This window comes from Pseudomonas sp. CCOS 191 (genome assembly GCF_001007005.1).
Classification (GTDB): Bacteria; Pseudomonadota; Gammaproteobacteria; order Pseudomonadales; family Pseudomonadaceae; genus Aquipseudomonas; species Aquipseudomonas soli.
In genome coordinates, this window is the sequence record NZ_LN847264.1 from 3,170,151 (window position 1) to 3,194,055 (window position 23,905).

The 23,905-nt window shown below is 65.1% G+C and carries 16 protein-coding genes; 4 read left to right on the top strand and 12 right to left on the bottom strand.

Annotated features, from left to right (window positions below; genetic code table 11):
• Nucleotides 1-62 precede the first annotated feature (62 nt).
• The 7 genes from CCOS191_RS14065 to CCOS191_RS14095 all read right to left on the bottom strand — a co-directional run bounded on the left by CCOS191_RS14065 (nt 63) and on the right by CCOS191_RS14095 (nt 12,720).
• On the bottom strand, nt 63-1,547 hold the full coding sequence (locus tag CCOS191_RS14065) for an efflux transporter outer membrane subunit (RefSeq protein WP_046855742.1): 1,485 nt from the start codon (nt 1,545-1,547) through the stop codon (nt 63-65).
• Nucleotides 1,544-4,654, bottom strand: a complete 3,111-nt coding sequence (locus CCOS191_RS14070; RefSeq protein WP_046855743.1) for a multidrug efflux RND transporter permease subunit — start codon at nt 4,652-4,654, stop codon at nt 1,544-1,546. The genes CCOS191_RS14065 and CCOS191_RS14070 overlap by 4 nt, the downstream gene beginning before the upstream one ends.
• The gene (locus tag CCOS191_RS14075; protein WP_046855744.1) at nt 4,651-7,749 is read right to left on the bottom strand and encodes an MdtB/MuxB family multidrug efflux RND transporter permease subunit; all 3,099 of its coding nucleotides are present in this window, start codon (nt 7,747-7,749) and stop codon (nt 4,651-4,653) included. Before CCOS191_RS14075 ends, CCOS191_RS14070 begins: the two co-directional genes overlap by 4 nt.
• Nucleotides 7,746-9,026: an MdtA/MuxA family multidrug efflux RND transporter periplasmic adaptor subunit gene (locus CCOS191_RS14080; protein WP_046855745.1), complete on the bottom strand. Its 1,281-nt coding sequence runs from the start codon at nt 9,024-9,026 to the stop codon at nt 7,746-7,748. The genes CCOS191_RS14075 and CCOS191_RS14080 overlap by 4 nt, the downstream gene beginning before the upstream one ends.
• A 291-nt stretch (nt 9,027-9,317) precedes the next feature.
• Nucleotides 9,318-9,818, bottom strand: a complete 501-nt coding sequence (tpx, locus tag CCOS191_RS14085) for a thiol peroxidase (RefSeq protein WP_028692156.1) — start codon at nt 9,816-9,818, stop codon at nt 9,318-9,320.
• A gap of 165 nt (nt 9,819-9,983) precedes the next feature.
• Nucleotides 9,984-11,264 carry a serine/threonine transporter gene (locus CCOS191_RS14090; RefSeq protein WP_046855746.1) on the bottom strand — a complete coding sequence of 427 codons (1,281 nt, stop codon included), beginning with the start codon at nt 11,262-11,264 and terminating at the stop codon, nt 9,984-9,986.
• 256 nt (nt 11,265-11,520) lie between these two features.
• The gene (locus tag CCOS191_RS14095; RefSeq protein ID WP_046855747.1) at nt 11,521-12,720 is read right to left on the bottom strand and encodes an amino acid aminotransferase; all 1,200 of its coding nucleotides are present in this window, start codon (nt 12,718-12,720) and stop codon (nt 11,521-11,523) included.
• 249 nt (nt 12,721-12,969) lie between these two features.
• On the opposite strand from CCOS191_RS14095, the gene CCOS191_RS14100 reads away from it, so the two are divergent.
• Nucleotides 12,970-14,025 carry a tetratricopeptide repeat protein gene (locus CCOS191_RS14100; protein WP_046855748.1) on the top strand — a complete coding sequence of 352 codons (1,056 nt, stop codon included), beginning with the start codon at nt 12,970-12,972 and terminating at the stop codon, nt 14,023-14,025.
• A 9-nt stretch (nt 14,026-14,034) separates the two neighbouring features.
• Here the strand turns inward: CCOS191_RS14100 and CCOS191_RS14105 are convergent, their stop codons facing one another.
• Nucleotides 14,035-16,014 carry a hybrid sensor histidine kinase/response regulator gene (locus CCOS191_RS14105; RefSeq protein ID WP_082120520.1) on the bottom strand — a complete coding sequence of 660 codons (1,980 nt, stop codon included), beginning with the start codon at nt 16,012-16,014 and terminating at the stop codon, nt 14,035-14,037.
• 73 nt (nt 16,015-16,087) lie between these two features.
• The gene (locus CCOS191_RS14110) at nt 16,088-16,537 is read right to left on the bottom strand and encodes a nucleoside deaminase (protein WP_156177588.1); all 450 of its coding nucleotides are present in this window, start codon (nt 16,535-16,537) and stop codon (nt 16,088-16,090) included.
• Between the two features lie 145 nt (nt 16,538-16,682).
• Between CCOS191_RS14110 and CCOS191_RS14115 the strand changes: the two genes are divergently transcribed.
• Nucleotides 16,683-17,372, top strand: a complete 690-nt coding sequence (locus tag CCOS191_RS14115) for a type 1 glutamine amidotransferase domain-containing protein (RefSeq protein ID WP_046855751.1) — start codon at nt 16,683-16,685, stop codon at nt 17,370-17,372.
• Nucleotides 17,373-17,462: 90 nt separating this feature from the next.
• Here the strand turns inward: CCOS191_RS14115 and hppD are convergent, their stop codons facing one another.
• The gene (hppD, locus tag CCOS191_RS14120; RefSeq protein ID WP_023629687.1) at nt 17,463-18,539 is read right to left on the bottom strand and encodes a 4-hydroxyphenylpyruvate dioxygenase; all 1,077 of its coding nucleotides are present in this window, start codon (nt 18,537-18,539) and stop codon (nt 17,463-17,465) included.
• A gap of 312 nt (nt 18,540-18,851) precedes the next feature.
• On the opposite strand from hppD, the gene CCOS191_RS14125 reads away from it, so the two are divergent.
• The gene (locus CCOS191_RS14125) at nt 18,852-20,438 is read left to right on the top strand and encodes an EAL domain-containing protein (RefSeq protein WP_046855752.1); all 1,587 of its coding nucleotides are present in this window, start codon (nt 18,852-18,854) and stop codon (nt 20,436-20,438) included.
• A 34-nt stretch (nt 20,439-20,472) separates the two neighbouring features.
• Nucleotides 20,473-21,360, top strand: a complete 888-nt coding sequence (gene rarD, locus CCOS191_RS14130; protein ID WP_046855753.1) for an EamA family transporter RarD — start codon at nt 20,473-20,475, stop codon at nt 21,358-21,360.
• Here rarD and CCOS191_RS14135 read toward each other — a convergent pair.
• Both CCOS191_RS14135 and CCOS191_RS14140 read right to left on the bottom strand, forming a co-directional pair.
• Nucleotides 21,323-22,894 (bottom strand): TerC family protein, encoded by a 1,572-nt coding sequence (locus CCOS191_RS14135; protein ID WP_046855754.1) that lies wholly within the window; start codon nt 22,892-22,894, stop codon nt 21,323-21,325. The genes rarD and CCOS191_RS14135 overlap by 38 nt on opposite strands.
• Nucleotides 22,895-23,117: 223 nt before the next feature.
• Complete coding sequence (locus CCOS191_RS14140) at nt 23,118-23,870, bottom strand: methyltransferase domain-containing protein (protein ID WP_046855755.1); 753 nt, start codon at nt 23,868-23,870, stop codon at nt 23,118-23,120.
• Between the last annotated feature and the right edge of the window lie 35 nt (nt 23,871-23,905).

Here is a 23,905-nt window from a genome sequence, read left to right on the forward strand (position 1 = left end):
CACGTGCCATGTGGCGATCTGTGATGCGGTGCAGCGTCACGGGCAAAGACGCCAACAGCAGGTCACTGCTCGGCCAACTCCGTGCGAGCGTCCCAGCCACCGCCAAGTGCCGCGATCAACTGCACGCTCGCCACCAGCCGCCCCTGCAACAGCGTCAACACGCTGCGTTCGCTGCTCAGCGCCGTGGTCTGCACGTTCACCACGTCCAGGTAACCGATCAACCCGGCCTTGTACTGGTTCTCGGTCAAGCGCAACGACTCCCGCGCCGCCTCGAGCGCTTCCTGCCGGACAACGGCTTCGTCGCCGTACACCTTGAGCTGCACCAGGTAGTTCTCCACCTCCTTGAACCCATCGAGCACCGTCTGCCGGTACTGCGCCACGGTCTGGTCGTACACCGCCACCGTGCGGTCGACCTCGGCGCTGCGCTTGCCGGCATCGAACAGCGTCAACGCCAACTGCGGGCCGACAGACCAATAGCGGTTGGGCAGCTCGATCCAGTTGTTGAAACTGCTGCTGGAATACCCGCCATTCATGCTCAGGGACAGGTCGGGGAAGTACGCCGCACGGGAAACGCCGATATTAGAGTTGGCCGCCATGACCTTGCGCTCGGCCGAGGCGATATCGGGCCTGCGCTCGAGCAACTGCGAAGGCAGCGACACCGGCACCGGTGGCAACGCCGGAATGTCGCGGCTCGCGGCCAGGGCGAAGTCGGCCGGCGCCTTGCCCATCAGCACGGCAATGGCGTTCTCGTACTGCGCGCGTTGCCAGGCCAGGTCGATCAGGTCGGCCTGGGTGCTCTTGAGCTGGGTACGCGCCTGGGCCACGGCATCCGGCCCGGCAACCCCGGCGCGGTACTGGTTCTCGTTCATCTGCAACGAGCGCTCATAGGCCGCTACCGTGGCCTCGAGCAGGCGTTTCTGCGCGTCGATCACCCGCAGTTGCAGGTAGTTCTGCACCAGCTCCGACTGCTGGCTCAGGCGAATGGCCGCCATATCGGCGAGGCTGGCCTCGGCACTGGCCTCGTTGGCGTTCATGGCCTCACGCAGCTTGCCCCACAGGTCGATCTCCCAGCTCACGCCGAGTTGCGCGTTGTAGGTGTTGCGGATGCCGCTGCTGTTGTTCGACAGGCTCGAGCTGGAGCTCCCGGTGCCCTGGGCCGAACGGTTCTTGCCAGCGGTGAGGTTCAACGAGGGGAACAGCGCGGCGCGGCTGCTGCGTACCAGCGCCTGGGCCTGGCGGTACTGCGCCTCGTACTGCGCCACTGTCTGGTTGCTGCGGTTGAGCTCTTCCACCAGGGCGTCGAGCTGCTTGTCGCCATACAGCTCCCACCATGCCCCGCGGGCGATGGCATCGGACGGGTTGGCCTGGGTCCAGCCCTCGGCCTGCTTGAACTGCGCCGGGGTGCTGATCTCCGGGCGGTGATAGTCCGGGCTCAAGGTACAGGCGCTGAGCATGGCCACGCACAACCCGGCGCTGACCAGGCGCGAGCCGCGCCCTTGGGTCAGCAGCCTGAGGGCACGATGGATTCGGGTGTGGGCAAAGTTCATAGCGGGGTATCCAGGGCAGCGTCGGTGCGCACGCCGCGCCAGCGGTTGAACCGGTGGCGCAGGCGATCGAGGTACAGGTAGACCACAGGCGTGGTGTAGAGGGTGAGGATCTGGCTGAAGACCAGGCCGCCGATGATGGTCAGGCCCAGCGGCTGGCGCATCTCGGCGCCCTCGGCGCGGCTGAGCAGCAGCGGCAGTGCGCCGAGGATCGCGGCCAGGGTGGTCATCAGGATCGGTCGCAGGCGCAGCAGGCAGGCACGGCGGATCGACTCCTCCGGCGACAGGCCTTCATGGCGCTCCAACTGCAGGGCCAGGTCGATCATCAGGATCGCGTTCTTCTTCACCACGCCGATCAGCAGGAACAGCCCGAGCAGCGAGATCAGGCTGAACTCGCCACCGGTCAGGTACAACGCCAGCAAGGCGCCGACCCCGGCCGAGGGCAATGTGGAGAGGATCGTCAGCGGGTGGATGTAGCTCTCGTAGAGAATGCCCAGCACCAGGTACACCAGCACCAGGGCGCCGAGGATCATGAACGGCTGGCCTTCGGCGGTCTTGGTGAAGGCGTCGGCATCGCCACCGAGCTTGGCGATCACCGATTCGGGCAGGCCAAGCTTGGCCACCGCCCGCTCCAGCGCGGCCAGGGCCTGGTCGGGGCTGTAGCCTTCGGCGACATCGAACGAGATGTCCTCGGAGGCGAACTGCCCTTCGTGGCTGACGCGGTCGTTGGCCAGGCTGTTCTCGTAGCGGGCGAAGGTGGACAGCGGCACCCGGGCGCCGTCGGCGGTGATCACCTGCACCTGCTCCAGGGTACTCGGGTCCCAGGCGTATTTCGGGTTGATCTCCAGCACCACCTGGTACTGGTTGAGGCTGTCGTAGATGGTCGAGATCTGCCGCTGGCTGTAGGCGTTGTTGAGCACCGCGGTGACCATGTCCATGTCGATGCCCAGGCGCTTGGCCTGGTCACGGTCGACCACCAGGGTCACCTGCTGGGTGCCGGCGCCGTCGTGGGCGTCGATGGCGGTCAGCTCGGGCAGTTTGCGCAGCTCGGCGGTGACCTTGGGGAACCACTCGCGCAGAGCAGCCAGGTCGCCGCTCTGCAGGGTGTAGAGGTACTGCGAGGTGGTCTGGTCGCGGCCGCCGCCACCGAGTTGCAGGTCCTGGTCGGCCATCAGGTACAGGCGCCCGCCGGGGATCTTCGGCAGGTCCTTGCGCAGGCGATCGATGACCTTCTGCGCATTTTCCTTGCGCTCGGCGATCGGTTTCAGGCGCACCAGCACGAAGGCGTTGTTGGTACCGCTGTTGCCGCCGATGAAGCCGGCGACGCTCTCCACCGCCGGGTCCGCGAGCAGGGCGCGACGGTAGATCTCCATCTTCGGCTGCATCACCGTGAACGACAGGCCGTCGTCGCCACGGATGAAGCCTTGCAGCTGGCCGGTGTCCTGTTGCGGCATCAGGGTCTTGGGCACCACCACGTACAACGCGATGTTAAGCACGATGGTGGCCAGCAGGCTGAGCAGGGTCAGGCGCCTGTGGCGCAGCGCCCAGCCCAGGCTCTTGTCGTAGCCAGCGACCATGCGCTGGTGGATGCGGTCGCTCCAGCGTTGCAGGCGGGTCTGCTGCTGCGGGCCATGGACCTTGAGCCAGCGCGAGCAAAGCATCGGCGTCAGGGTCAGCGATACCACCAGCGAGACGATGATCGCCGCCGCCAGGGTGATCGAGAACTCCTTGAACAACCCGCGCACGATACCGCCCATGAACAGGATGGAGACGAACACCGCCACCAGCGAGACGTTCATCGACAGCAGGGTGAAACCGACCTCCTGCGCGCCCTTGTACGCGGCCCGCATCGGGCTCTCGCCCTTCTCGATATGCCGGGAGATGTTCTCCAGCACCACGATGGCATCGTCCACCACCAGGCCGGTGGCGAGGATCAGCGCCATCAGCGACAGGTTGTTCAGCGAGAATCCGCACAGGTACATCACCGCGAAGGTGCCCACCAGCGACACCGGCACCGCCAGGCTGGGGATCAGCGAAGCGCGGAAGTTGCCGAGGAACAGGTACACCACCAGGATCACCAGCACCACCGCGATCAGCAAGGTGTGCTCGGCCTCCTTGAGGGTGGCCTTGATCACCGGCGAGCGGTCCATGGCCACGTTGAGCTTGACGCTGGCCGGCAGCAGCGACTGCAACGCCGGGAGCTCGGCCTTGATCTGCTCGACGGTCTGGATGATGTTGGCGTTGGTCTGGCGGTTGACCACCAGCAGCACAGCACTCTCGTCGTTGAAGAAGCCGCTGTTGTAGCGGTTCTCGACGCCATCGCTGACCTTGGCCACATCCGACAGGCGCAGGATCGAGCCGTTCTGCTGGCGGATCACGATGGGCTTGTAGTCCTCGGCCTGCTCGAGCTGATCGTTGGCGCGCACCTGCCAGTTGCGTTCGCTGTCCTCGACGAAGCCCATCGGCCGGCGCTGGTTGGCGTTGGCCACGGCAGTGCGCACATCGTCCAGGGACAGCCCGTACTGGTTGAGCAACTGCGGCTCGAGCTCGATGCGCACCGCCGGCAGCGAACTGCCACCGATCTGCACTTCCCCTACCCCGCTGACCTGCGACAGGCTCTGGGACAGGATGGTGTCGGCCAGGTCGTACAGCTTGCCCTTGGACAGCACCTGCGAAGTCAGCGACAGCACCATGATCGGCGCCTGGGACGGGTTGATCTTCTTGTAGGTGGGCATGCTGCGCATGCCGCTGGGCAGCAGGTTGCGGGTGGCGTTGATGGCCGCCTGCACCTCGCGTGCCGCGCCATCGATGTCGCGGCCCAACTCGAAGCCGATGATCACCCGGGTCGAGCCCTGGTTGGAACTGCTGGTCAGCGTGGTGACGCCGGCAATGGCGCCGAGCTTGCGCTCCAGCGGCGTGGCCACGGTGGACGCCATGACCTCGGGGCTGGCCCCGGGCAGGCTGGCCTGCACCACGATCACCGGGAAATCCATCTGCGGCAGCGGCGACACCGGCAACAGGCCGAAACTCACCCCACCCAGCAGCATGATCGCCAGGCTCAGCAGCATGGTGGCCACCGGCCGGCGAATGAACGGTCCGGACAGGTTCATGCTTCGGCCTGCCGCGCATCGTCAAGCGGGCGCCAGCGACGCGCAAGCCGGTCGAAGTACAGGTAGATGACCGGCGTGGTGAACAGGGTCAGCACCTGACTCACCAGCAGGCCGCCGACCATCACCAGGCCCAGCGGCTGGCGCAGCTCGGCGCCGGAACCGGTGGCGAGCATCAGCGGCACCGCGCCGAACAGCGCGGCCAGGGTGGTCATCAGGATCGGCCGGAAACGCAGCAGCGCAGCCTGGTAGATCGCATCACTCGGGCTCATGCCCTGATGACGCTCGGCCTCGAGGGCGAAGTCGATCATCATGATCGCGTTCTTCTTGACGATGCCGATCAGCAGGATGATGCCGATAATGGCGATCATGCCCAGGTCGTTGCCGCTCAGCAGCAACGCCAGCAAGGCCCCCACCGCCGCCGAGGGCAGCGTGGAAAGGATGGTCACCGGGTGGACGTAGCTCTCGTAGAGCACCCCGAGCACGATGTACATGGTCACCACGGCGGCGAGGATCAGCAGCAAGGTACTCGAAAGCGAAGCCTGGAACGCCTCGGCGGCGCCCTGGAAGCGGGTCTGCACGCCGATCGGCATGCCGATGTCCTGCTGCACCTGCTCGATCACCTTGACCGCCTCGCCCAGAGAAGCGCCATGGGCCAGGTTGAACGACATCATCACCGCCGGGAACTGGCCGATGTGCGAGATGGCCAGCTGGGCCTGGCGCTGCTCGATGCGCGCCAGGGCCGACAGGCGCACCTGGCCGCCGTCGGCGGCCTTGACGTGGACCGCCTCCAGGGCCTGCGGGCCGAGGCTGGCCGCGGTCTGCGACTGCAGCACCACGCGGTACTGGCTGGCCTGGGTGTAGATGGTCGAGATCTGCCGCTGGCCGAAGGCGTCGTACAGGGCGTTGGTGATCTGCGCCACGGTGATGCCGAGGCGGCTGGCCATGTCGCGGTCGATCACCAGGTACACCTGCAGGCCCTTGTCCTGCAGGTCGCTGGCCACGTCCTGCAGCTCCGGGCGGTCCTTCAGTGCCTGCACCAGCTTGCCGCTCCACTCGGCGAGCATGTCGGCATCCGGCGAACTGAGGCTGAACTGGTACTGGGTGCGGCTGACCCGATCCTCGATGCTCAGGTCCTGCACCGGCTGCATGAACAGGCGGATGCCGACCAGCTTGTCGAGCTGCGGCTGCAACCGGCTGATCACCTCGGCTGCCGTCACGTCGCGCTCACCATGGGGCTTGAGGTTGATCAGCAGGCGGCCGCTGTTGAGGGTGGCGTTGTCACCATCCACACCGATGTAGGAAGACAGGCTCTGCACCGCCGGGTCCTGCAGGATCACCTCGGTCAGGGCCTGCTGGCGTTGACTCATGGCGGCGAACGAAGTCGACTGCGGTGCCTCGGAAATACCCTGGATCACCCCGGTGTCCTGGGCCGGGAAGAAGCCCTTGGGCACCATCAGGTAGAGCACCACGGTCAACGCCAAGGTGGCCACGGCCACCAGCAGCGTCAACGGCTGGCGCTTGAGCACCCAGGTCAACGCCGTGCCGTAGTGCTTGATCAGCCAGTCGATCCAGGCGCCGCTGGCACGGTAGAAGCGGCCCTGCTCCTCTTCCTTGGGCTCGCGCTTGAGCAGCCGGGCGCACATCATCGGCGTCAAGGTCAGCGACACCACCAGGGAAATCAGGATGGCCACCGCCAGGGTGATGGCGAACTCGCGGAACAGCCGCCCGACCACGTCGGCCATGAACAGCAGCGGGATCAGTACCGCGATCAGCGAGAAGGTCAGCGAGATCAGGGTGAAACCGATCTGTTTCGCGCCCTTGAGCGCGGCCTGCAGCGGCGTCTCACCCTCTTCTATGTGCCGGGAGATGTTCTCCAGCATGACGATGGCATCGTCCACCACGAAGCCGGTGGCGATGGTCAGGGCCATCAGCGTGAGGTTGTTGACCGAGAAGCCGGCCAGGTACATCACCCCGAAGGTGCCGATCAGCGACAGCGGCACGGCGATCGACGGGATGATCGTGGCCGAGACCCGGCGCAGGAACAGGAAGGTCACCATCACCACCAGGGCAATGGCGAACAGCAACTCGTGCTGCACGTCGCGCACGGCGGCGCGGATGGTCTGGGTGCGGTCGGTGAGGACGCTGACATCCAGGCCCGCCGGCAGGTTGTCGGTGATCGACGGCAGCAGCTCCTTGATCCGGTCGACCACCTCGATGACGTTGGCGCCGGGCTGGCGCTGGATGTTCAGCAGCACTGCCTCGTTCTGGTTGGCCCAGGCGGCCAGGCGCTCGTTCTCGGCGCCGTCGACGATCTCGGCGACGTCCTTCAGGCGCAGCGGCGCGCCATTGTTGTACTTGAGGATGAGGTTGGCGTACTCGGCCGGCGAACGCAGCTGGTCGTTGGCGTCGAGCATCGACACCCGGGTCGGGCCATCGAAGTTGCCCTTGGGCTGGTTGACGTTGGAAGCGCCGATCAGGGTGCGCACGTCGTCCAGGTTGAGGCCGTTGGCCGCCAGGGCGTCGACGTTGACCTTGATCCGCACCGCCTGGCGCTGGCCGCCGGCGATGCTGACCATGCCGACGCCGCTGATCTGGGCGATTTTCTGCGCCACGCGGGTGTCGACCAGGTCGTTGAGCTTGGGCAGCGGCATGGTCTTGGACGAGATGGCCAGGGTCAGCACCGGCGTGTCGGCCGGGTTGACCTTGTTGTACACCGGTGGCGCCGGCAGGTCGCTGGGCAACAGGTTGCTGGCGGCGTTGATCGCGGCCTGTACCTGCTGCTCGGCGACATCCATGTTCATGTCGAGGTTGAAGCGCAGGGTCAGCACCGAGGCGCCGCCGGAGCTGGTCGAGGCCATCTGCTCGAGGCCCGGCATCTGGCCGAACTGGCGTTCCAGTGGCGCGGTGACTGCGCTGGTCATCACCTGGGGGCTAGCGCCGGGGTACAGGGTCATGACGCGGATGGTCGGGTAGTCGACCTGGGGCAAGGCCGCCACCGGCAGCAGCTTGTAGGCGATCAGTCCGGCCAGGACGATGGCCAGCATGCTCAGCGTGGTGGCGACCGGTCGCAGGATGAACAGGCGCGAGAGGTTCATGCGCCCGCCTTGGAGCCTGGTTCACCGGTCTGCGCCGAATCTTTGGCGCCCTGCCCCTGCAGGTGCTGGCCGGGGGTGGTCGGCACTTGCGAACTGTCTTCGACCACCTCCACCTTGGAGCCTTCGCGCAAGCGGTCGGTACCTTCCAGCACGAGGCGGTCACCGGCGGCCAGGCCCTCGAGGATCACGCTGTTCTCGCCATCGCTGGCACCGACCTTGAGCGGGCGGATGTTGATCGTGCTCTCGGCGTTGACCACATAGGCGAAGGTGCCGTCATTGCCGAACTGGATGGCCGCGGCCGGGGCCAGTACCACGTGCTTCAGGGTGTCGGCCAGCAGGCGCACATTGACGAACTGGTTGGGGAACAGCGCATGGTCGGTGTTCTGGAAGGTGCCCTTGAACTTCAGGGTACCGGTGGCGGTGTCGATCTGGTTGTCGAGGCTGCCGAGCACGCCAGTGGACTGCAGCTTCTGATCGCCACGGTCCCAGGCCTCGACCGGCAGGCTGGCGCCGCTGCGGTAGCGGGCGAGCACGGTGTCGAGCTGGGTTTCCGGCAATGTGAAGGCGACGCTGATCGGCTCGGTCTGGGTGATGATCACCAGCGCCGTGGTGTCGTTGGCGGCAACCAGGTTGCCCAGGTCCAGCTGGCGCAGGCCCAGGCGACCACTGATCGGCGCACGGATCTGGGTGAACTCCAGGTTCAGGCGGGCATCGTTGACCTGCGCCTGGTTGGTCTTGACCAGCCCCTGGAATTGCCCGACCTGTGCCTCGGCGGTGTCCAGCGTCTGCTTGGCGATGCTGTCTTCGGCATACAGGCCTTTATAACGGGCCAGGTCGACCTGGGCGTTCTTCAGTTGCGCCTGGTTCTGCGCCAGGGTGCCTTCGGCCTGCTGCAGGGCGATGCGGTAGCTGCGCGGGTCGATCTCGGCGAGCAGGTCGCCGGCCTTGACCTGCTGGCCTTCCTTGAAGTGAATCTTGACCAGTTCGCCGGCCACCCGGCTGCGCACATTGACCGTGTTGGTCGCGGTCACGGTGCCAAGGGCCTTGTAGTACAGCGGGAAGTCACCCACCCGCGCCGGCTCGACGCGCACCGGCACCGCTTCGGTGGAGGCGCCGAAACCCGGCCGCCCGCCCATGCCTTTGCCCGGGCGATGCCCGCCACCCTCTGTATGGGCGGTCGTTGCGGGCCACAGCCACCAGGCCAGCAGGGCCACCAGCAGCAGGATCAGCAGGCCGAACAGCCAGCGACGAGGGGAACGGGAATTGGAGGCTTGCATGGGTCGAACGAACCTTGTTCAGAGAATGACGGCGTGGAGAGCGTGAACGATAAGCACTGGCATCGTTTTAGCAAAGGGGCTTTACCAGTGCTTTACCTTCGGCTGACGTTGGCAAAGGCGTGAACTTTAAATGAAAACGGCCTGGAACAGGGTCCAGGCCGTAACAGGGTGTAACCCACCAGTGGGAGCGGGCTTGCCCCGCGATGGCGTCGCATCAGGCTAAGGCGTCTGCCTTCAACGCGCAATCGCGGGGCAAGCCCGCTCCCACGCCGCCCAAACGGGGGCGCGGTGTTACTTCAAGACAGCCAGCGCCGCCTCGTAGTTCGGCTCATCGGCGATTTCGCCCACCAGCTCGCTGTGCAGCACCTTGTCGTTTTCGTCCAGCACCACCACGGCGCGGGCGGCCAGGCCGGCCAGCGGGCCATCGGCGATGGCCACGCCGTAGTTTTCCAGGAACTCGCGGCCACGCAGGGTCGACAGGTTCTTCACGTTCTCCAGGCCTTCAGCGCCGCAGAAGCGCGCCTGGGCGAACGGCAGGTCGGCGGAGATGCACAGCACCACGGTGTTGGCCACGTCATTGGCCTGGGCGTTGAACTTGCGCACCGAGGTGGCGCAGGTCGGGGTGTCGACGCTTGGGAAGATGTTCAGCACCTTGCGCTTGCCGGCAAAGTCGGCAAGCGACTTGTTCGACAGATCGCCAGCGACCAGGGAGAAGGCAGGTGCTGCGGCGCCTTGCTTCGGCAGTTCACCGCTGACCTGAACCGGGTTGCCTTTGAGAGTCACTTGAGCCATGGCGGAAATCCTTATGCGGGGGTTTGAAAAGGACCCAGAGTTAAGCATGAAGCAGCGCAAGTGCCTATGGGCAAAGATGAAATTGTCCTACGTTCGGGCAATTCCTGTAGACAAACGCCCGGGTGACTGGCGTCGACCCGGGCGCTTTTCCTACATGGCGAGCATTCAGGCCAACAGGCCGTACACCACCGAGGTCAAGGCCACCAGGCCGACCACCACCACGAACACGTTGGACAGCGCACCACTGTACTTGCGCATCGACGGCACGCGGCGGATGGCGTACATCGGCATCAGGAACAGCAGCACGGCGATGATCGGGCCGCCGAGTGACTCGATCATGCCCAGGATGCTCGGGTTGAGGGTGGCGACGATCCAGCACACCACCAGCATCAGCGCGGCAACGATGCGGTCCAGGGCCTTGGCGCCCGGACGCATGCCGGTCTTGACGATCATGCCCTTGAGGCCTTCGCTGGCACCGATGTAGTGGCCCAGGAACGACTTGGCGATGGCGATGAAGGCGATCAGCGGCGCGGCGAAGGCGATGGCCGGCTGCTCGAAGTGGTTGGCCAGGTAGGACAGGATCGACAGGTTCTGCGCCTTGGCTTCAGCCAACTGGCCGCTGCTCAGGGTCAGCACGCAGCTGAACACGAAGAACAGCACCATCAGCACCATCAGCAGGTGGGCGCGGCGCAGGATCTGGCCGCTGCGCTCGTCGGCGTGCTCTGCGTAGCGGCGCTTCTGATCAACGGCAAAGGCCGAGATGATCGGCGAGTGGTTGAACGAGAACACCATCACCGGGATGGCCAGCCACACGGTGTGCAGGAAGGCCGAGCCAGACGGCACCTGAGTGGCGGTGTCGAGGATACCGCCGGTCCAGTGCGGCACCAGGTACAGGGCCAGCAACGCCAGGGCGACGATGAACGGATACACCAGCAGGCTCATGACCTTGACCGTGGCCTGTTCGCCGCAGCGCACGATGGCCAGCAGGCCGAGGATCAGCACGAACGACAGGATCGCCCGCGGCGGCGGCGTGATATGCAGCTGGTGCTCCATGAAGCTGCTGACGGTGTTGGTCAGCGCCACGCTGTAGATCAGCAGGATCGGGAAGATGGCGAAGAAGTACAGGACGGTGATCAGCGCGCCGGCGGTGATGCCGAAATGCTCCTCGACCACGTCGGTGATATCGCCGCCCTTGCTGCCCGAGAGCACGAAACGGGTCAGCCCGCGGTGGGCGAAGTAGGTCATGGGGAAGGCCAGCAAGGCCAGGACCAGCAGCGGCCAGAAACCGCCAAGGCCGGCGTTGATGGGCAGGAACAGAGTTCCGGCGCCGATGGCCGTGCCGAACAGGCCCAGCATCCAGGTGGTGTCTTGACGCGACCAGCTGCCAAGGGTGGCGGGGGTCGATTCTACAAAGCGTTGTTCAACGCTTGGGGCCTGCTCATTCATTCCGGGTGACGCTCCACTCGCAAGACTGCAACAGGCTGAGAATGGCGAAATAGACGATTCGCCCAACTCAACCGGGGAAGAGGGGCGCGATTGTGCATGCAAAGGTTGCACTTGGGGAAGCCCCGCCCGAGGGACGGTTGCACTTGTCTGTACAAGAAAGCGGGGGTTCGGGTTGCAAAAACTATCGCGGGGCAAGTCGCATCGGCGCACCGATGCGACTTGCCCCGCGATAAAGCCAGTTCGGCCAGCGCCGATGTCAGCCCTTCTGCACGGCGGCAAATGCCTCGGCAACCTGGCGCAGGTTGGCCGGACGCAGCCCGGACATGCACACCCGGCCGCTGTCGATCAGGTACACGCCGAATTCGTCACGCAGACGTCGCACCTGTTCGACGCTGAAGCCGGTATAGCTGAACATGCCGCGCTGGCGCAGGAAGAACTGGAAGTCCTGGCCTGGCAGCAGCTCGCCGAGCAGGTCGACCAGGCCCTGGCGCATGTCGAGGATACGCTTGCGCATTACCTCCACCTCTGCGGCCCATTGCGCGTTGAGCGCAGCGTCACCCAGCACGCCGGCCACCAGCTGGGCGCCGAAAGCGGGCGGGCTGGAGTAGTTGCGGCGCACGGTGGCCTTGAGCTGGCCAAGCACGCTGGAAGCGGTGGCGGCATCATCACAGACCACCGACAGGCCCCCTACCCGCTCGCCGTACAGCGAGAAGATCTTCGAGAACGAGTTGCTGACCAGGCAAGGCACGCCGGCACGGGCCATTTCGCGGATCGCATAGGCGTCTTCGACCAGGCCTTCGCCGAAGCCCTGGTAGGCGATATCGAGGAACGGGATCAACTGGCGCGCCTTGACCACCTCGACCACCTGCTGCCACTGCTGCTGGTCCAGGTCGACGCCGGTGGGGTTGTGGCAGCACGGATGCAGCAGGACCACGCTGTTCTGCGGCAAGGCCTGCAGGCTGGCCAGCATGCCTGCGAAGTCAACGCCGCGGGTGTCCGGGTCGAAGTACGGGTAAGTGTGCACCTTGAAGCCCGCGCCTTCGAAGATTGCCCGGTGGTTGTCCCAGGTCGGGTTGCTCACCCACACCTCGGAGCCTGGGAAGTAACGCTTGAGGAAGTCGGCACCGACTTTCAGGGCGCCCGAGCCGCCGACGGTCTGCACGGTGGCCACGCGGCCAGCGGCGACGGCCGGGTGCTCGGCACCGAACAGCAGCGCCTGGATCGCCTGGCGGTAGGCGGCCAGGCCTTCCATCGGCAGGTACAGCGAGGCTTCATGGGGCTGGCCGGCCAGGCGTTTCTCCACCTCGGCCACCGCCGCCAGCTGCGGCACCACACCGGCTTCGTCGTAGTACAGGCCGATACTCAGGTTGACCTTGGCGGCCCGCGGGTCGGCCTTGAAGGTTTCCATCAACGAGAGGATCGGGTCGCCGGCATAGGCATCGACATGTTTGAACACAGCGTGCAGCTCCTTGGAAATCAGGACAGTTCAGGAAAGGCTCAGGCGAGGATACCCGCAGAGCGCCACGAGGAACATCACCGTTGTGCAAGGAAACCCTGCAGGTTTGCAAGACCGAACCCGCAGCCCACGGATTTTGCCAAGCGCCGCCGCCCGACGGCTCGATACCAACCCTGGATCGCACCCTGATCGTTGCAATTGCCACCTGCCTGCCCCAAGCTCTGCCGTACCGCCACCCCGGACCGCGAGATGCCCAGACGTCGCCCTCTCCTGATCGCCCTGTTGCTGTTGTTAGTGCTGCCCGCGTCGATCGGTTACCTGTGGCGTGACCGCCAGCCCGCACCGCCCAGCCTGCCGCCCCACAGCTACGCCAAGGCCTTGCGCCAGGCACACGATGGCCTGCCGGGTGCCGCGCGGGTGCTGTACCAGCAGTTGCAGCGTGACGACCTGCCACCCATCCGCCGCGCCGCGCTGCATGCCGAACTACCCAATTACCCCTCGCCACAGGCGTTGAAACTGGCCAGCCAGGACCTCGAGCACGCCGACCCATTGGTACGCCGCGCCGCCATCACCAGCATCCGCCGGCTGCTGCCGGCCGCCCAGCGCAGCCTGGTGCTGGGCCCATTGCTGGAAGATGACGAGCAAAGCGTGCGCTTCGCCGCGGTGGACGCTCTGCTGGGTCTCGACCCCGACGCCATCGGCCTGTACTTCGGCCCCTTGCAGGATGCCCTGGAGCAGTACGAGCAGACCCTGGAGCAACAGCCCGACGACGCCGCCGCCCAGCTGCACCTGGCCCGACTATACATGCATGAACAAGCCTACGACGCAGCCTCCAGGGCCCTGCGCCGCAGCCTGGCCGTGGCCCCTGAAGGCCTGGACGCGTTGGCCACCCAGGTCCGCCTGCTGGAGCAACAGGGCCAGCACGACGCCTCCCGCGAGGTGCTCGCGAAAGCCCTGGCGCTACGCCCGGACTCCGCGTTCCTGCAATACGAACTGGGCCTGTGGCTGACCCGCCATGAGCAGCAGGAATACGCCCTGCTCGCCCTCTCGCGGGCTGTCGAGCTGGAACCGGAAAACAACGATTATCGCTATACCCTGGCCATTACCCTGCACCAGCTGGAACAGCTCGATGCCGCGCAAAAGCAGTTGGAGACCGTGCTCAACCGCCAACCGGCCAATCGCCGGGTGCGGGTACTGCTGATCGAGTACTGGAAGGAAACCGGCCAATTGCAGAATGTCCAGGTCCTGCTCGCCGAGCTGGAGCGGCAGAACCCGGACGACCCATTCCTGCAGCAAGGGCTGTGAACCCCCGCCTCAGGCCTGCAGCATGCGCTGTATCTGCACCACCAGCATCTGCAGCGAGAACGGCTTGAACATCAAGGCCGTGCCCGGCTCGTCGAGCAGGGCCTGCTCCACCGGATCGGTGGTGAAGCCGGTGATGAACAGGATCTTCTGCTCGGGCTCGATCATGCGCAGCGCCTTGGCCACCTGGCGGCCGCTGAAGCCCCCCGGCAGGCCGATATCGGTGATCACCAGATCAAACGGCCCTGCATGCCGGAACTGCCCCAGCGCGCTGTTGGCATCGGGCACGTCACACACCTCGAAGCCGCAATCGAGCAGCGCCTCCTTCATCAGGCCACGCAGGTTTTCTTCATCATCGACCAGCAACAAGCGTTCACCCTGGACCTGTCGCGGCAGTACATCCCGAGCAGGACTCTCCGGCAACGTCCCCTGGTAGCGCGGGAACATCATCACGACCCGCGTGCCTTGGTCGATCGTCGACTCGATCCATATCTGACCGCCCGACTGCTGCACGAAGCCATGCACCATGGGCAGCCCCAGGCCCGCCCCCTGCCCCAGCGGCTTGGTGGTGAAGAACGGTTCAAATACCCGTGCCAGGTCCTCGCGACTCATGCCATGGCCATCGTCCTCGACCTGCAGGGTGACATAGTCCCCCGGCGGCAAGGCTGCCACGCCCTCGCTGGGCTGCGCCAGCCGTTCGTTGGCGGTGCGGATCGTCAACGTACCCTTGCCCAGGCAGGCATCGCGGGCGTTGCTGCACAGATGCAAAAGGGCGTTGCGCAACGTATCCGGGTCAACCTGCAATGGCCAGGGCGCCACATCCAGCTGCATGTTCAGGCTTATCTCGGCGCCCAGGGTCTGGCGCAGCATCGGCTCCGCGTCCTGCAGCAGGTAGTTGATGTTCAGTGGGTTGGGCGACAAGGGTTGGCTACGGGCAAAGGCCAGCAGGTTCTGGGTCAGGCCGATGGCTCGCTGGGCGCATTCCCGGGCCATCCGCACATACTCTTCCACGCGTTCCATCCGCCCTTGGGCGAAGCGTCGTTCAAGCAATTCCAGGCTGCTGCCGACGCCGGACAGTACGTTGTTCATTTCGTGCGCCAGCCCGCCCGCCACCTTTACAACGCCCTCCATGCGCTGGCTGTCGCGCACCGCCGCCTCGGCCAGGCGCTGGACCGCATTGCGGTCCTCGGTGATGTCCCTCCCCACCAGTGTCGGCAATGCCTGGTTGGCGCTGCCAGTCCAGCGGAACCAGCGGTAATGGCCATCACTATGGCGAACCCGCCCCTCGAAGGGCGGCGCGGCGCGGCCCTGTACAAGCGCCATCAGCGCCAGCTGCGCTTCGGTACGGTCCGCTGGGTGGAACAGCTCGGGCAGGGCCACTTGCAACTGCGTTGCCTCACCCCAGCCCAGAAGGCGGTGCCAGGCAGGGTTGGCTGTGCGCACGCGTAGATCGGCCTCGAGCATCAGCATTACATCGGGCGACAACTGCCAGGTATGTTCTGGATCGGCCAGGTACTGCGTCAGGCGCGCTTCGAAGGACTGCGCCAGCTCGCGCCATTCGTGACTGGCCCCGACACTGGCAGTAGTCTCGATCAGCGCGTGGAGGAACCCGGCAATCGCCCCCTGGTCGTCGCGGATGGGTGAGAAGCAGCCAGTGACCCACGCCGTCGCCGCGATACCCTCTCGATGCACCGGCAATGGGGCATCCTCGATCAGGCTACCCTGCCCCTGCAACACCTTGAATACGGTTGCCCCCATGCTCTCCCAGGATTGCTCCCAGAGCGCGTCGAAAGCACACCCCTGGTGGTCGACAGCACCGCCCAGCAGGGCCTGGTAGGCGTCGTTGTGTATGACCGTCAGGGCCGCCCCCCAGACCAACGCACAGGGAAACGGTGACATCAAGACCATGTCGACGGCGATGCGCAGGGTGGGCGGCCAGGAGGTCAACGCCCCCAACGGCGTTGCGCTCCAGTCGAAGCCGGCGATGGGCATGCCCACCTCGGCCAAGGAAGATGACGGCGGTGCCAGATGAATGACCTGGATCTCTGCCCCCCGTGTGTCCAGGTCAGTGGCCAATATCTTCGTTCCACAGCTCTGGGTTGGCTTCGATGAACTGGCGCATCAACGCCTTGCAGGTTTCATCGTCATGCACCTCAAGGCGCACGCCGCGGTCGCCGAGCAGCTGCTCTTCGCCCATGAAGGTGACGTTCTCGCCGATGATCACGTGCTTGATGCCGTACAGCAGGATTGCGCCACTGCACATGGCGCAGGGCGACAAGGTGGTATAGAGGGTGGCCTGCTGGTAAACCCAGGCCGGCTGCCGGCCGGCATTCTCCAGGGCATCCATCTCGCCATGCAGGATGGCACTGCCCTGCTGCACGCGGCGATTGTGGCCACGGCCGATGATCCTGCCCTCGTGCACCAGTACCGAGCCGATCGGAATGCCGCCTTCCTCGAGCCCCTTGCGGGCCTCGTCGATGGCGGCCTGCATAAATCTGGAAGTGTCCTGGTCCATGGCGTCTCCCGGTAGTGCGCCGACTTTTGCAGCAGCCTAGCACAGCGCCCGTGCCCATGGCGCATTGCGTGGCGGGGGCTATGCTCAAATGGCTTTTGATCTTGCTGGCCAAACGTTTTCCCATGGATTCGACGGGCATGCGCACATGAACAAGAAGCTCCTGGTCGTGCTGACCAATACCGCCAAGTATCCCGATATCAAGCGCGCCACAGGATTGTGGCTGGGCGAGGCCGTGCACTTTGTCGACACAGTGCAAAAAGCGGGTTTTACCGTCGACTATGTCAGCCCGGCGGGCGGCTATGTACCGATCGACCCCCACAGCCTGCAGATGGCGCCAGACCTGGACTGGCAATGGTACAACGACAAGGCGTTCATGAACCGCCTTGGCGCCACCTTGAGCCCCGGCCAGGTCAAGGCCGACCAGTACAGCGCGATCTACTACACCGGTGGCCACGGCGTGATGTGGGACTTCCCCGACAACCAGCCATTGCAGGAATTGGCACGGCGTATCCATGAGCGCGGCGGCGCGGTCGCCGCGGTGTGCCATGGGGTAGTGGGCCTGCTCAATATCAAGCTCAGCGACAACAGCTTGCTGCTCAAGGGGCGCAGGGTCACCGGCTTTTCCAATACCGAGGAAAAACTGGTTGAGCTGGACAAGGTGGTGCCGTTCCTCACCGAGAACGAACTTGGCGCTCGCGGTGGGGAGTACAGCAAGGCGGACGACCCGTGGGCGGCGTATGTGGTGGAGGACGGCAGCTTGATTACTGGACAGAATCCGGCCTCCAGCGCCAAGGTCGCCGAAGCAGTGATCGGCTACCTGCGCAGGCAGCAGTAAGGGTTCGCCACAACGCAGCGCGGGGCAAGCCCGCTCCCGCGACCTTCCGGCGTGGGAGCGGGCTTGCCCCGCGAGTGTGTGCTCGACCGATTACTCGGTGCTCAACACACCACGACGCACCTGGTCACGCTCGATCGACTCGAACAGCGCCTTGAAGTTGCCTTCGCCGAAGCCGTCGTCACCCTTGCGCTGGATGAACTCGAAGAACACTGGACCCAGCAGGGTCTCCGAGAAGATCTGCAGCAGCAGGCGCTTGTCGCCGGCCTCGGAGGCACCGTCCAGCAGGATGCCGCGGGCCTGCAGCTGGTCGACCGGCTCGCCATGCCCTGGCAGGCGCTCCTCGAGCATTTCGTAGTAGGTCTGCGGCGGCGCGGTCATGAAGCGCATGCCGAAGCCCTTGAGCGCATCCCAGGTCTTGAGCAGGTCGTCGGTGAGGAAGGCCACGTGCTGGATGCCCTCGCCATTGAACTGCATCAGGAACTCTTCGATCTGCCCCGCCCCTTTGGACGACTCCTCGTTGAGCGGGATGCGGATCATGCCGTCTGGCGCGGTCATGGCCTTGGAGGTCAGGCCGGTGTACTCGCCCTTGATATCGAAGTAACGGATCTCGCGGAAGTTGAACAGCTTCTCGTAGAAGCCGGCCCAGTAGGCCATGCGCCCGCGATAGACGTTGTGGGTGAGGTGGTCGATGATCTTCAGGCCCGCGCCGACCGGATTGCGGTCCACGCCTTCGATGAACTTGAAGTCGATGTCGTAGATCGAGCTGCCTTCTTCATAACGGTCGATCAGGTACAGCGGCGCGCCACCGATACCCTTGATCGCCGGCAGGCGCAGCTCCATCGGGCCGGTCTCGATTTCCACCGGCTGGGCACCCAGTTCCAGGGCGCGGGCATAGGCCTCATGGGCGTTGCGCACGCGGAAGGCCATGCCGCACACCGAAGGACCATGCTCGGCGGCGAAGTAAGAGGCGGCGCTCTTGGGTTCGTTGTTCAGGATCAGGTTGATGCCGCCCTGACGATACAGGTGCACATTCTTGGAGCGGTGGGTAGCCACCTTGGTGAAACCGAGAATCTGGAATACCGGCTCCAGCACGCCGGGAGTCGGCGAGGCGAGCTCGATGAATTCGAAGCCTTCCAGGCCCATCGGGTTTTCGAAGATATCTGCCATGTTCTTTTCCTCATCTGCAGCGAAAAACGGTTGATTACAGGCTTTCGATGTGGAGATGGCGTGGTGGTGAACACGGGATCCCGCGCACGCTGCGGGCCAGGAAGTCACCAATGATCAGCTTGAACCCATGGTATGTCATATGGACCCATTCTCGGCGGGCTTGATTCCCCGGGAGGCGGAGAACCTTATTGTTGTATTCGTAACCCGATTCTACAGTGCGTAAATTTGTTTGTCGCGCTTTAGTTCGCAGGTTGTTCCGACAAACGGCTATTCTCTGCATCACCTACCGCCTCGCAGAAGGTCCACCCGCGCATGCCCTTGAACACCAAACGCCCTGCCCGCTGGAGCTGGCGCGCGCTGCTGCCCTGGCTGATCGGTGTCTTGCCGCTGCTGTGCGGGCTGGTGGTGATGCGCTGGCAGATCGACCAGGAGCTGGACGCCGACAGTCGCGTCACGGCTCGCGAAGTAGTGGTCCATATAGAAGCGGTACTCGACAGCCTGTCCAGCACGGCCCACCACCTGCTGCCCAAGGCCGGCCGGCCCTGCGAACAGGCGCAATTGGCATTGCGCATAGAAGTCACGCGCAATGCCTTCGTGCGTTCCACCAACCTGTTCGATCGTGACACCCTGTATTGCACCTCGTTGTTTGGTGATTTCGACGAGCCGGTCGACGCCAGCAACTATACCGACGGTCAGTTGTGGCTGATGGACGGCAACTCCGTCACACCAGGCCAACCGCTGCTGGCCTACCGCGCCAGCCAGGGCGACAAGGGGGCGATCGCCACGGTCGATGGCCGCCACCTGCTCACGGCCCTGCGCCTGATCGGTAAGGACGGCCAGTTGCAAGTGCAGGTCGGCAACCACTGGATGGGCGCCGACGGCCGGGTGCGGGCCGGCACGCCGCCGGTTGCGGCCAGCGCGCCGGTGACGTTCTCTTCCACGCACTACCCGTTCAGCGTGCACGGCGGTTTTGGCCCCGACAAGCCCGGCGAGCTGATGCGCTCACGCTATCCTGCGCTGTTGAGCCTGCTGCTGGTGCTGGGAGCGGTGGCCGGGGGCGCCTGTCGCTGGCAGATCCGCCGTGCCAGTTCGCCCCGTGCCGAACTGGCCAGGGCATTGGAGGCCGGCGAGTTCCTGCCGTACTTCCAACCGGTGGTGCGCAAGGGTGATTACCAATGGGCCGGCGTCGAAGTACTGATGCGCTGGCAGCACCCCCGCGAAGGCCTGGTGCGCCCCGACCTGTTCATCCCCTACGCCGAGCACAGCGGCCAGATCGTCGCCATGACCCGCGGCATGATGCTGCGCACGGCCCAGGCCCTGGCGCCGCACGCGGCGTTGCTCGAGGACGGTTTTCACATCGGCATCAACATTACCGCCGACCACTGCCGCGACCTGGGCCTGCTCGATGACTGCCAGACCTTCCTCCAGCACTTCCCGCCCGGGCGGGTGGTACTGACCCTGGAGTTGACCGAGCGCAAGCTGATCGAACCGACTCCGGTAACCCTTGACCTGTTCGAGAAATTGCACGCCATGGGCGTGATGATCGCCCTGGACGACTTCGGCACCGGCCAATCCAGCCTCAACTATCTGCGCCAGTTCAACGTCGACTACCTGAAGATCGACCAGAGCTTCGTCGCCATGATCGGCGGTGACGCCCTGTCCCAGCACATTCTCGACACCATCATCGAACTGTCGGCCAAGCTGGCCCTGGGCATCGTCGCCGAAGGCGTGGAGACCGAGGTGCAGCGCGACTACCTCGCGCGCCATGGCGTGGACTTCCAGCAGGGTTACCTGTTCGCCCGCCCCATGCCCGCCAGCGAACTGCTGCTGGCCCTGGCCGCCCGCCCGGGCAGCTCGCAGTTGCCGCAAGACGGTGCCCCTGAGATCATGCGCGGCTGAATCACCCGCTCACTTCCCGTTTTCCGAGGCATTCGTGTCAAAAGGCATTGTTTCGTCGGTCATGGCGTCCTGTCTGTTCGCTGTGATGTACTTCTATACCTCCTTCCTCAAGCCCCTGGACGGCGAGGAAATCTTCGGCTGGCGGACCCTGCTGACCCTGCCCTGCCTGACGTTGTTCATGCTGGCATCCAGGGACTGGAAGCGGGTCGGCGAGCTGCTCGGGCGGGTGCGCCGCACGCCGCTGCTGTTGCTCGGCATGGTCGGCACCTCGTGGTTGATGGGCGTGCAGTTGTGGCTGTTCCTCTGGGCGCCGCTGCACGGGCGCAGCCTGGAGGTATCGATGGGCTACTTCCTGTTGCCGCTGGCCATGGTGCTGACCGGGCGCGTGGTCTATGGCGAGCGCCTGTCGCGCCTGCAGAAGGTCGCGGTGAGCTTTGCCGCGCTGGGGGTTGGCCACGAACTGTACCAGCACGGCAGCTTTGCCTGGGAAACCGTGGTGGTGATGATCGGCTACCCGATCTACTTCGTCCTGCGCCGGCGTTGCCGCACCGACCACCTGGGCGGCCTGTGGTGCGACATGTGCCTGTTACTGCCCTGGGCCCTGTACTTCGTCATCCAGGGCCCGCTGTCGGCAAACGACCTGGTCGAGCATCCAGGCCTGTACGGCCTGATCCCACTGCTCGGGGCGATCAGCGCCTGCGCCCTGATCGCCTACGTGCTGGCCAGCCGCCTGCTGCCGTTCAGCCTGTTCGGCCTGCTCAGCTACGTCGAGCCGGTGCTGCTGGTGGGCGTGGCCCTGCTACTGGGCGAGACCATCGGCCCCGACCAGTGGCTGACCTACCTGCCGATCTGGGCCGCCGTGCTGGTGCTGGTGCTCGAAGGCTTCAAGCACCTGCTGCGCCAGCGTCGGCGTTCGGTGTAAGGCGTACCTGGCGGACCCGGCGCTCCTCCACCGCCACCACGGTCATGGTCCAGCCATTCCAGGCCAGGTGATCGCCCACCACCGGCAAGCGGTCCAGCAGGCTCATCACCAGGCCCGCCAGGGTCTGGTAATCCTCGGTGGCACGGGCGGCAAAGCCGGTGCGCGCCTGGACCTGGGCCAGGTTCAAGGCACCGCTGACGACGAAACCACCCGCCTCCTCGACCACGCCAGGCCCCTCCACCTCGCTTGCGTCCGGCAGCTCGCCGGCAATCGACTCGAGAATGTCGGTCATGGTCAGCACACCGGTGAAGTCACCGAACTCGTTGACCACGAAGGCGATGTGCGTCGACTGCCCGCGCATCTGCTCCAGGGCGTTGAGGATGCTGAAGCTCTCCAGCAGGTTCAGCGGCGCACGGGCCAGGGCTTCCAGGTCGGGCTGGCTGCCGGACAGCAGCTCCTTGAGCAGCTCCTTCTTGTGCACGAAGCCCAGCGGTTCTTCGATGCGACCTTCACGGATCAGCGGCAGGCGCGAGTACGGCGAGTTGACCAGCGCCTGGGTGATGGTTTCGGCCGGCTGCGACAGGTCGATGGCATCGACCTTGGCCCGCGCCGTCATCACCGTGCGGATCGGCCGCTCGGCCAGGTTCAGCACACCGCTGATCATCACCCGCTCACGGCGATCGAACACCACCTGTTCTTCGCCACCCTCGACCAGGTCGGCGATTTCCTCGCCCACCTCGTCAGCCTCCACCCGGCGCCCGCCCATCAGGCGCAGCACGGCATGGGCGGTACGCTCACGCAGCGGCCGGTGCTGCTGCACACTGCGCTTGCGGCGGGCACGGGCCAGCTGGTTGAACAGCTCGATCAGCAGCGAGAAGCCGATGGCCGCGTACAGGTAGCCTTTGGGGATATGGAAGCCCAGGCCTTCGGCAGTAAGGCTGAAGCCGATCATCATCAGGAAGCCCAGACACAGCATGATCACTGTCGGGTGGGCGTTGACGAAACGGGTCAACGGCTTGCTGGCGACGATCATGATGCCGATGGAGAAGATCACCGCGATCATCATCACCGACAAATGCTCGACCATGCCCACGGCCGTGATCACCGCATCCAGCGAGAACACCGCATCCAGCACGACGATCTGCGCCACGATCGGCCAGAACGCGGCATGACGGGTCACGCCGCCGCTCTGGGCGACATGGCCCTCGAGGCGTTCGTGCAGCTCCATGGTGGCCTTGAACAACAGGAACACACCACCGAACAGCATGATCAGGTCACGGCCGGAGAAGGTCTTGCCGAACACCTCGATCAGCGGCGCGGTAAGGGTCACCATCCACGAGATGCTGGCCAGCAGGCCAAGGCGCATGATCAACGCCAGCGACAGGCCGATCACCCGGGCGCGGTCGCGCTGGTGCGGCGGCAGCTTGTCGGCAAGGATGGCGATGAACACCAGGTTGTCGATACCCAGCACCAGCTCGAGGACGATAAGCGTCAACAGGCCCAGCCAGGCCGTGGGGTCGGCTAGCCATTCCATTAGCGGGTACTCACAGGGGATGCGTCACGAGGACGGGGGAAGGAAGGCCGGGAAGGCCAGGGACTGGGGGGCTCCGCGAAGGTGCTCATAGGGACCTTGATAACAATTAGGGACGACGATCCTACAATCGAAGCAGAATTTTCTGATAGCGCAAAACTATTACAAAAGCTGTACCGAATTGATCCAGCAACCACTGACCCCTAACGCAAGGAAACTACATGATTCAACGCTTGCGCGCGCAAATACCGAAGGCTACATCGCCGATGTAGATAGCCTGCGACTGTCGACGCTCGCTATCCAACCGCGCCTGCAATGTGTCGATCCCCACCTGCCGCGCCGTGGCCACGCCATGGGCGATGATCCGCGGCAGGCAAGCGCGGATGATCTCGCCCAGCGGATAGGCGTTGTCGGGCGTCTGCACCAGGCATTCGGCACGCAGGTCCTCGACCATCAGCCCCGCCTCGCTGAACACACGGTGCAGGTTGAAGCCGATCTGCAAGTCCGCCCCCTCATGGGCAAGCATGCGCCGCAACCATTGCTGGGCCTTGTGGTGCAACGGGAATGACGCCTGGCTGGCCGGGGCCAGGCTGCCATCGTGCTCCTGGAAGATCATCAGCCCGCCAGGCAGCAGGGGCCGCGCCAATGCGCGCAACGCCTTGACCGGGTCCGCCTGGTACATCAGTACCCGTCGCCCGACGATGGCGTCGAACAACCCCAGGGTCGCGGGCAACGCACACAGTTCGGCAGCCACGAACTCAGGCACCGCCGCCCCTTTGCGGCTGTCACGCTGGCGCGCGATCTCCAGGGCGCCGGCCGCCCGGTCGATACCCACCACCGCGCCGTCGTCGCCTACCAGGCCGGCCAGCAGCCAACTCACCTCGCCACTGCCGCAACCGACATCGAGCACGCGCATGCCGGGGCCGATACCCGCGTCAACCAGCAGGCGCGTGGTGAAATCCGCTTTCGCAAGTGCCATGCCATGCTCCTTCCCAGAGGCGCCAGTGTGCAGAG

Bases quoted from the DNA above. Each gene is read 5' to 3' on its own strand.
- CCOS191_RS14065 (WP_046855742.1), bottom strand. From the start codon at position 1,547: ATGAACTTTGCCCACACCCGAATCCATCGTGCCCTCAGGCTGCTGACC.
- CCOS191_RS14070 (WP_046855743.1), bottom strand. From the start codon at position 4,654: ATGAACCTGTCCGGACCGTTCATTCGCCGGCCGGTGGCCACCATGCTG.
- CCOS191_RS14075 (WP_046855744.1), bottom strand. From the start codon at position 7,749: ATGAACCTCTCGCGCCTGTTCATCCTGCGACCGGTCGCCACCACGCTG.
- CCOS191_RS14080 (WP_046855745.1), bottom strand. From the start codon at position 9,026: ATGCAAGCCTCCAATTCCCGTTCCCCTCGTCGCTGGCTGTTCGGCCTG.
- tpx (WP_028692156.1), bottom strand. From the start codon at position 9,818: ATGGCTCAAGTGACTCTCAAAGGCAACCCGGTTCAGGTCAGCGGTGAA.
- CCOS191_RS14090 (WP_046855746.1), bottom strand. From the start codon at position 11,264: ATGAATGAGCAGGCCCCAAGCGTTGAACAACGCTTTGTAGAATCGACC.
- CCOS191_RS14100 (WP_046855748.1), top strand. From the start codon at position 12,970: ATGCCCAGACGTCGCCCTCTCCTGATCGCCCTGTTGCTGTTGTTAGTG.
- CCOS191_RS14105 (WP_082120520.1), bottom strand. From the start codon at position 16,014: ATGCCCATCGCCGGCTTCGACTGGAGCGCAACGCCGTTGGGGGCGTTG.
- CCOS191_RS14110 (WP_156177588.1), bottom strand. From the start codon at position 16,537: ATGGACCAGGACACTTCCAGATTTATGCAGGCCGCCATCGACGAGGCC.
- CCOS191_RS14115 (WP_046855751.1), top strand. From the start codon at position 16,683: ATGAACAAGAAGCTCCTGGTCGTGCTGACCAATACCGCCAAGTATCCC.
- hppD (WP_023629687.1), bottom strand. From the start codon at position 18,539: ATGGCAGATATCTTCGAAAACCCGATGGGCCTGGAAGGCTTCGAATTC.
- CCOS191_RS14125 (WP_046855752.1), top strand. From the start codon at position 18,852: ATGCCCTTGAACACCAAACGCCCTGCCCGCTGGAGCTGGCGCGCGCTG.
- CCOS191_RS14135 (WP_046855754.1), bottom strand. From the start codon at position 22,894: ATGGAATGGCTAGCCGACCCCACGGCCTGGCTGGGCCTGTTGACGCTT.
- CCOS191_RS14140 (WP_046855755.1), bottom strand. From the start codon at position 23,870: ATGGCACTTGCGAAAGCGGATTTCACCACGCGCCTGCTGGTTGACGCG.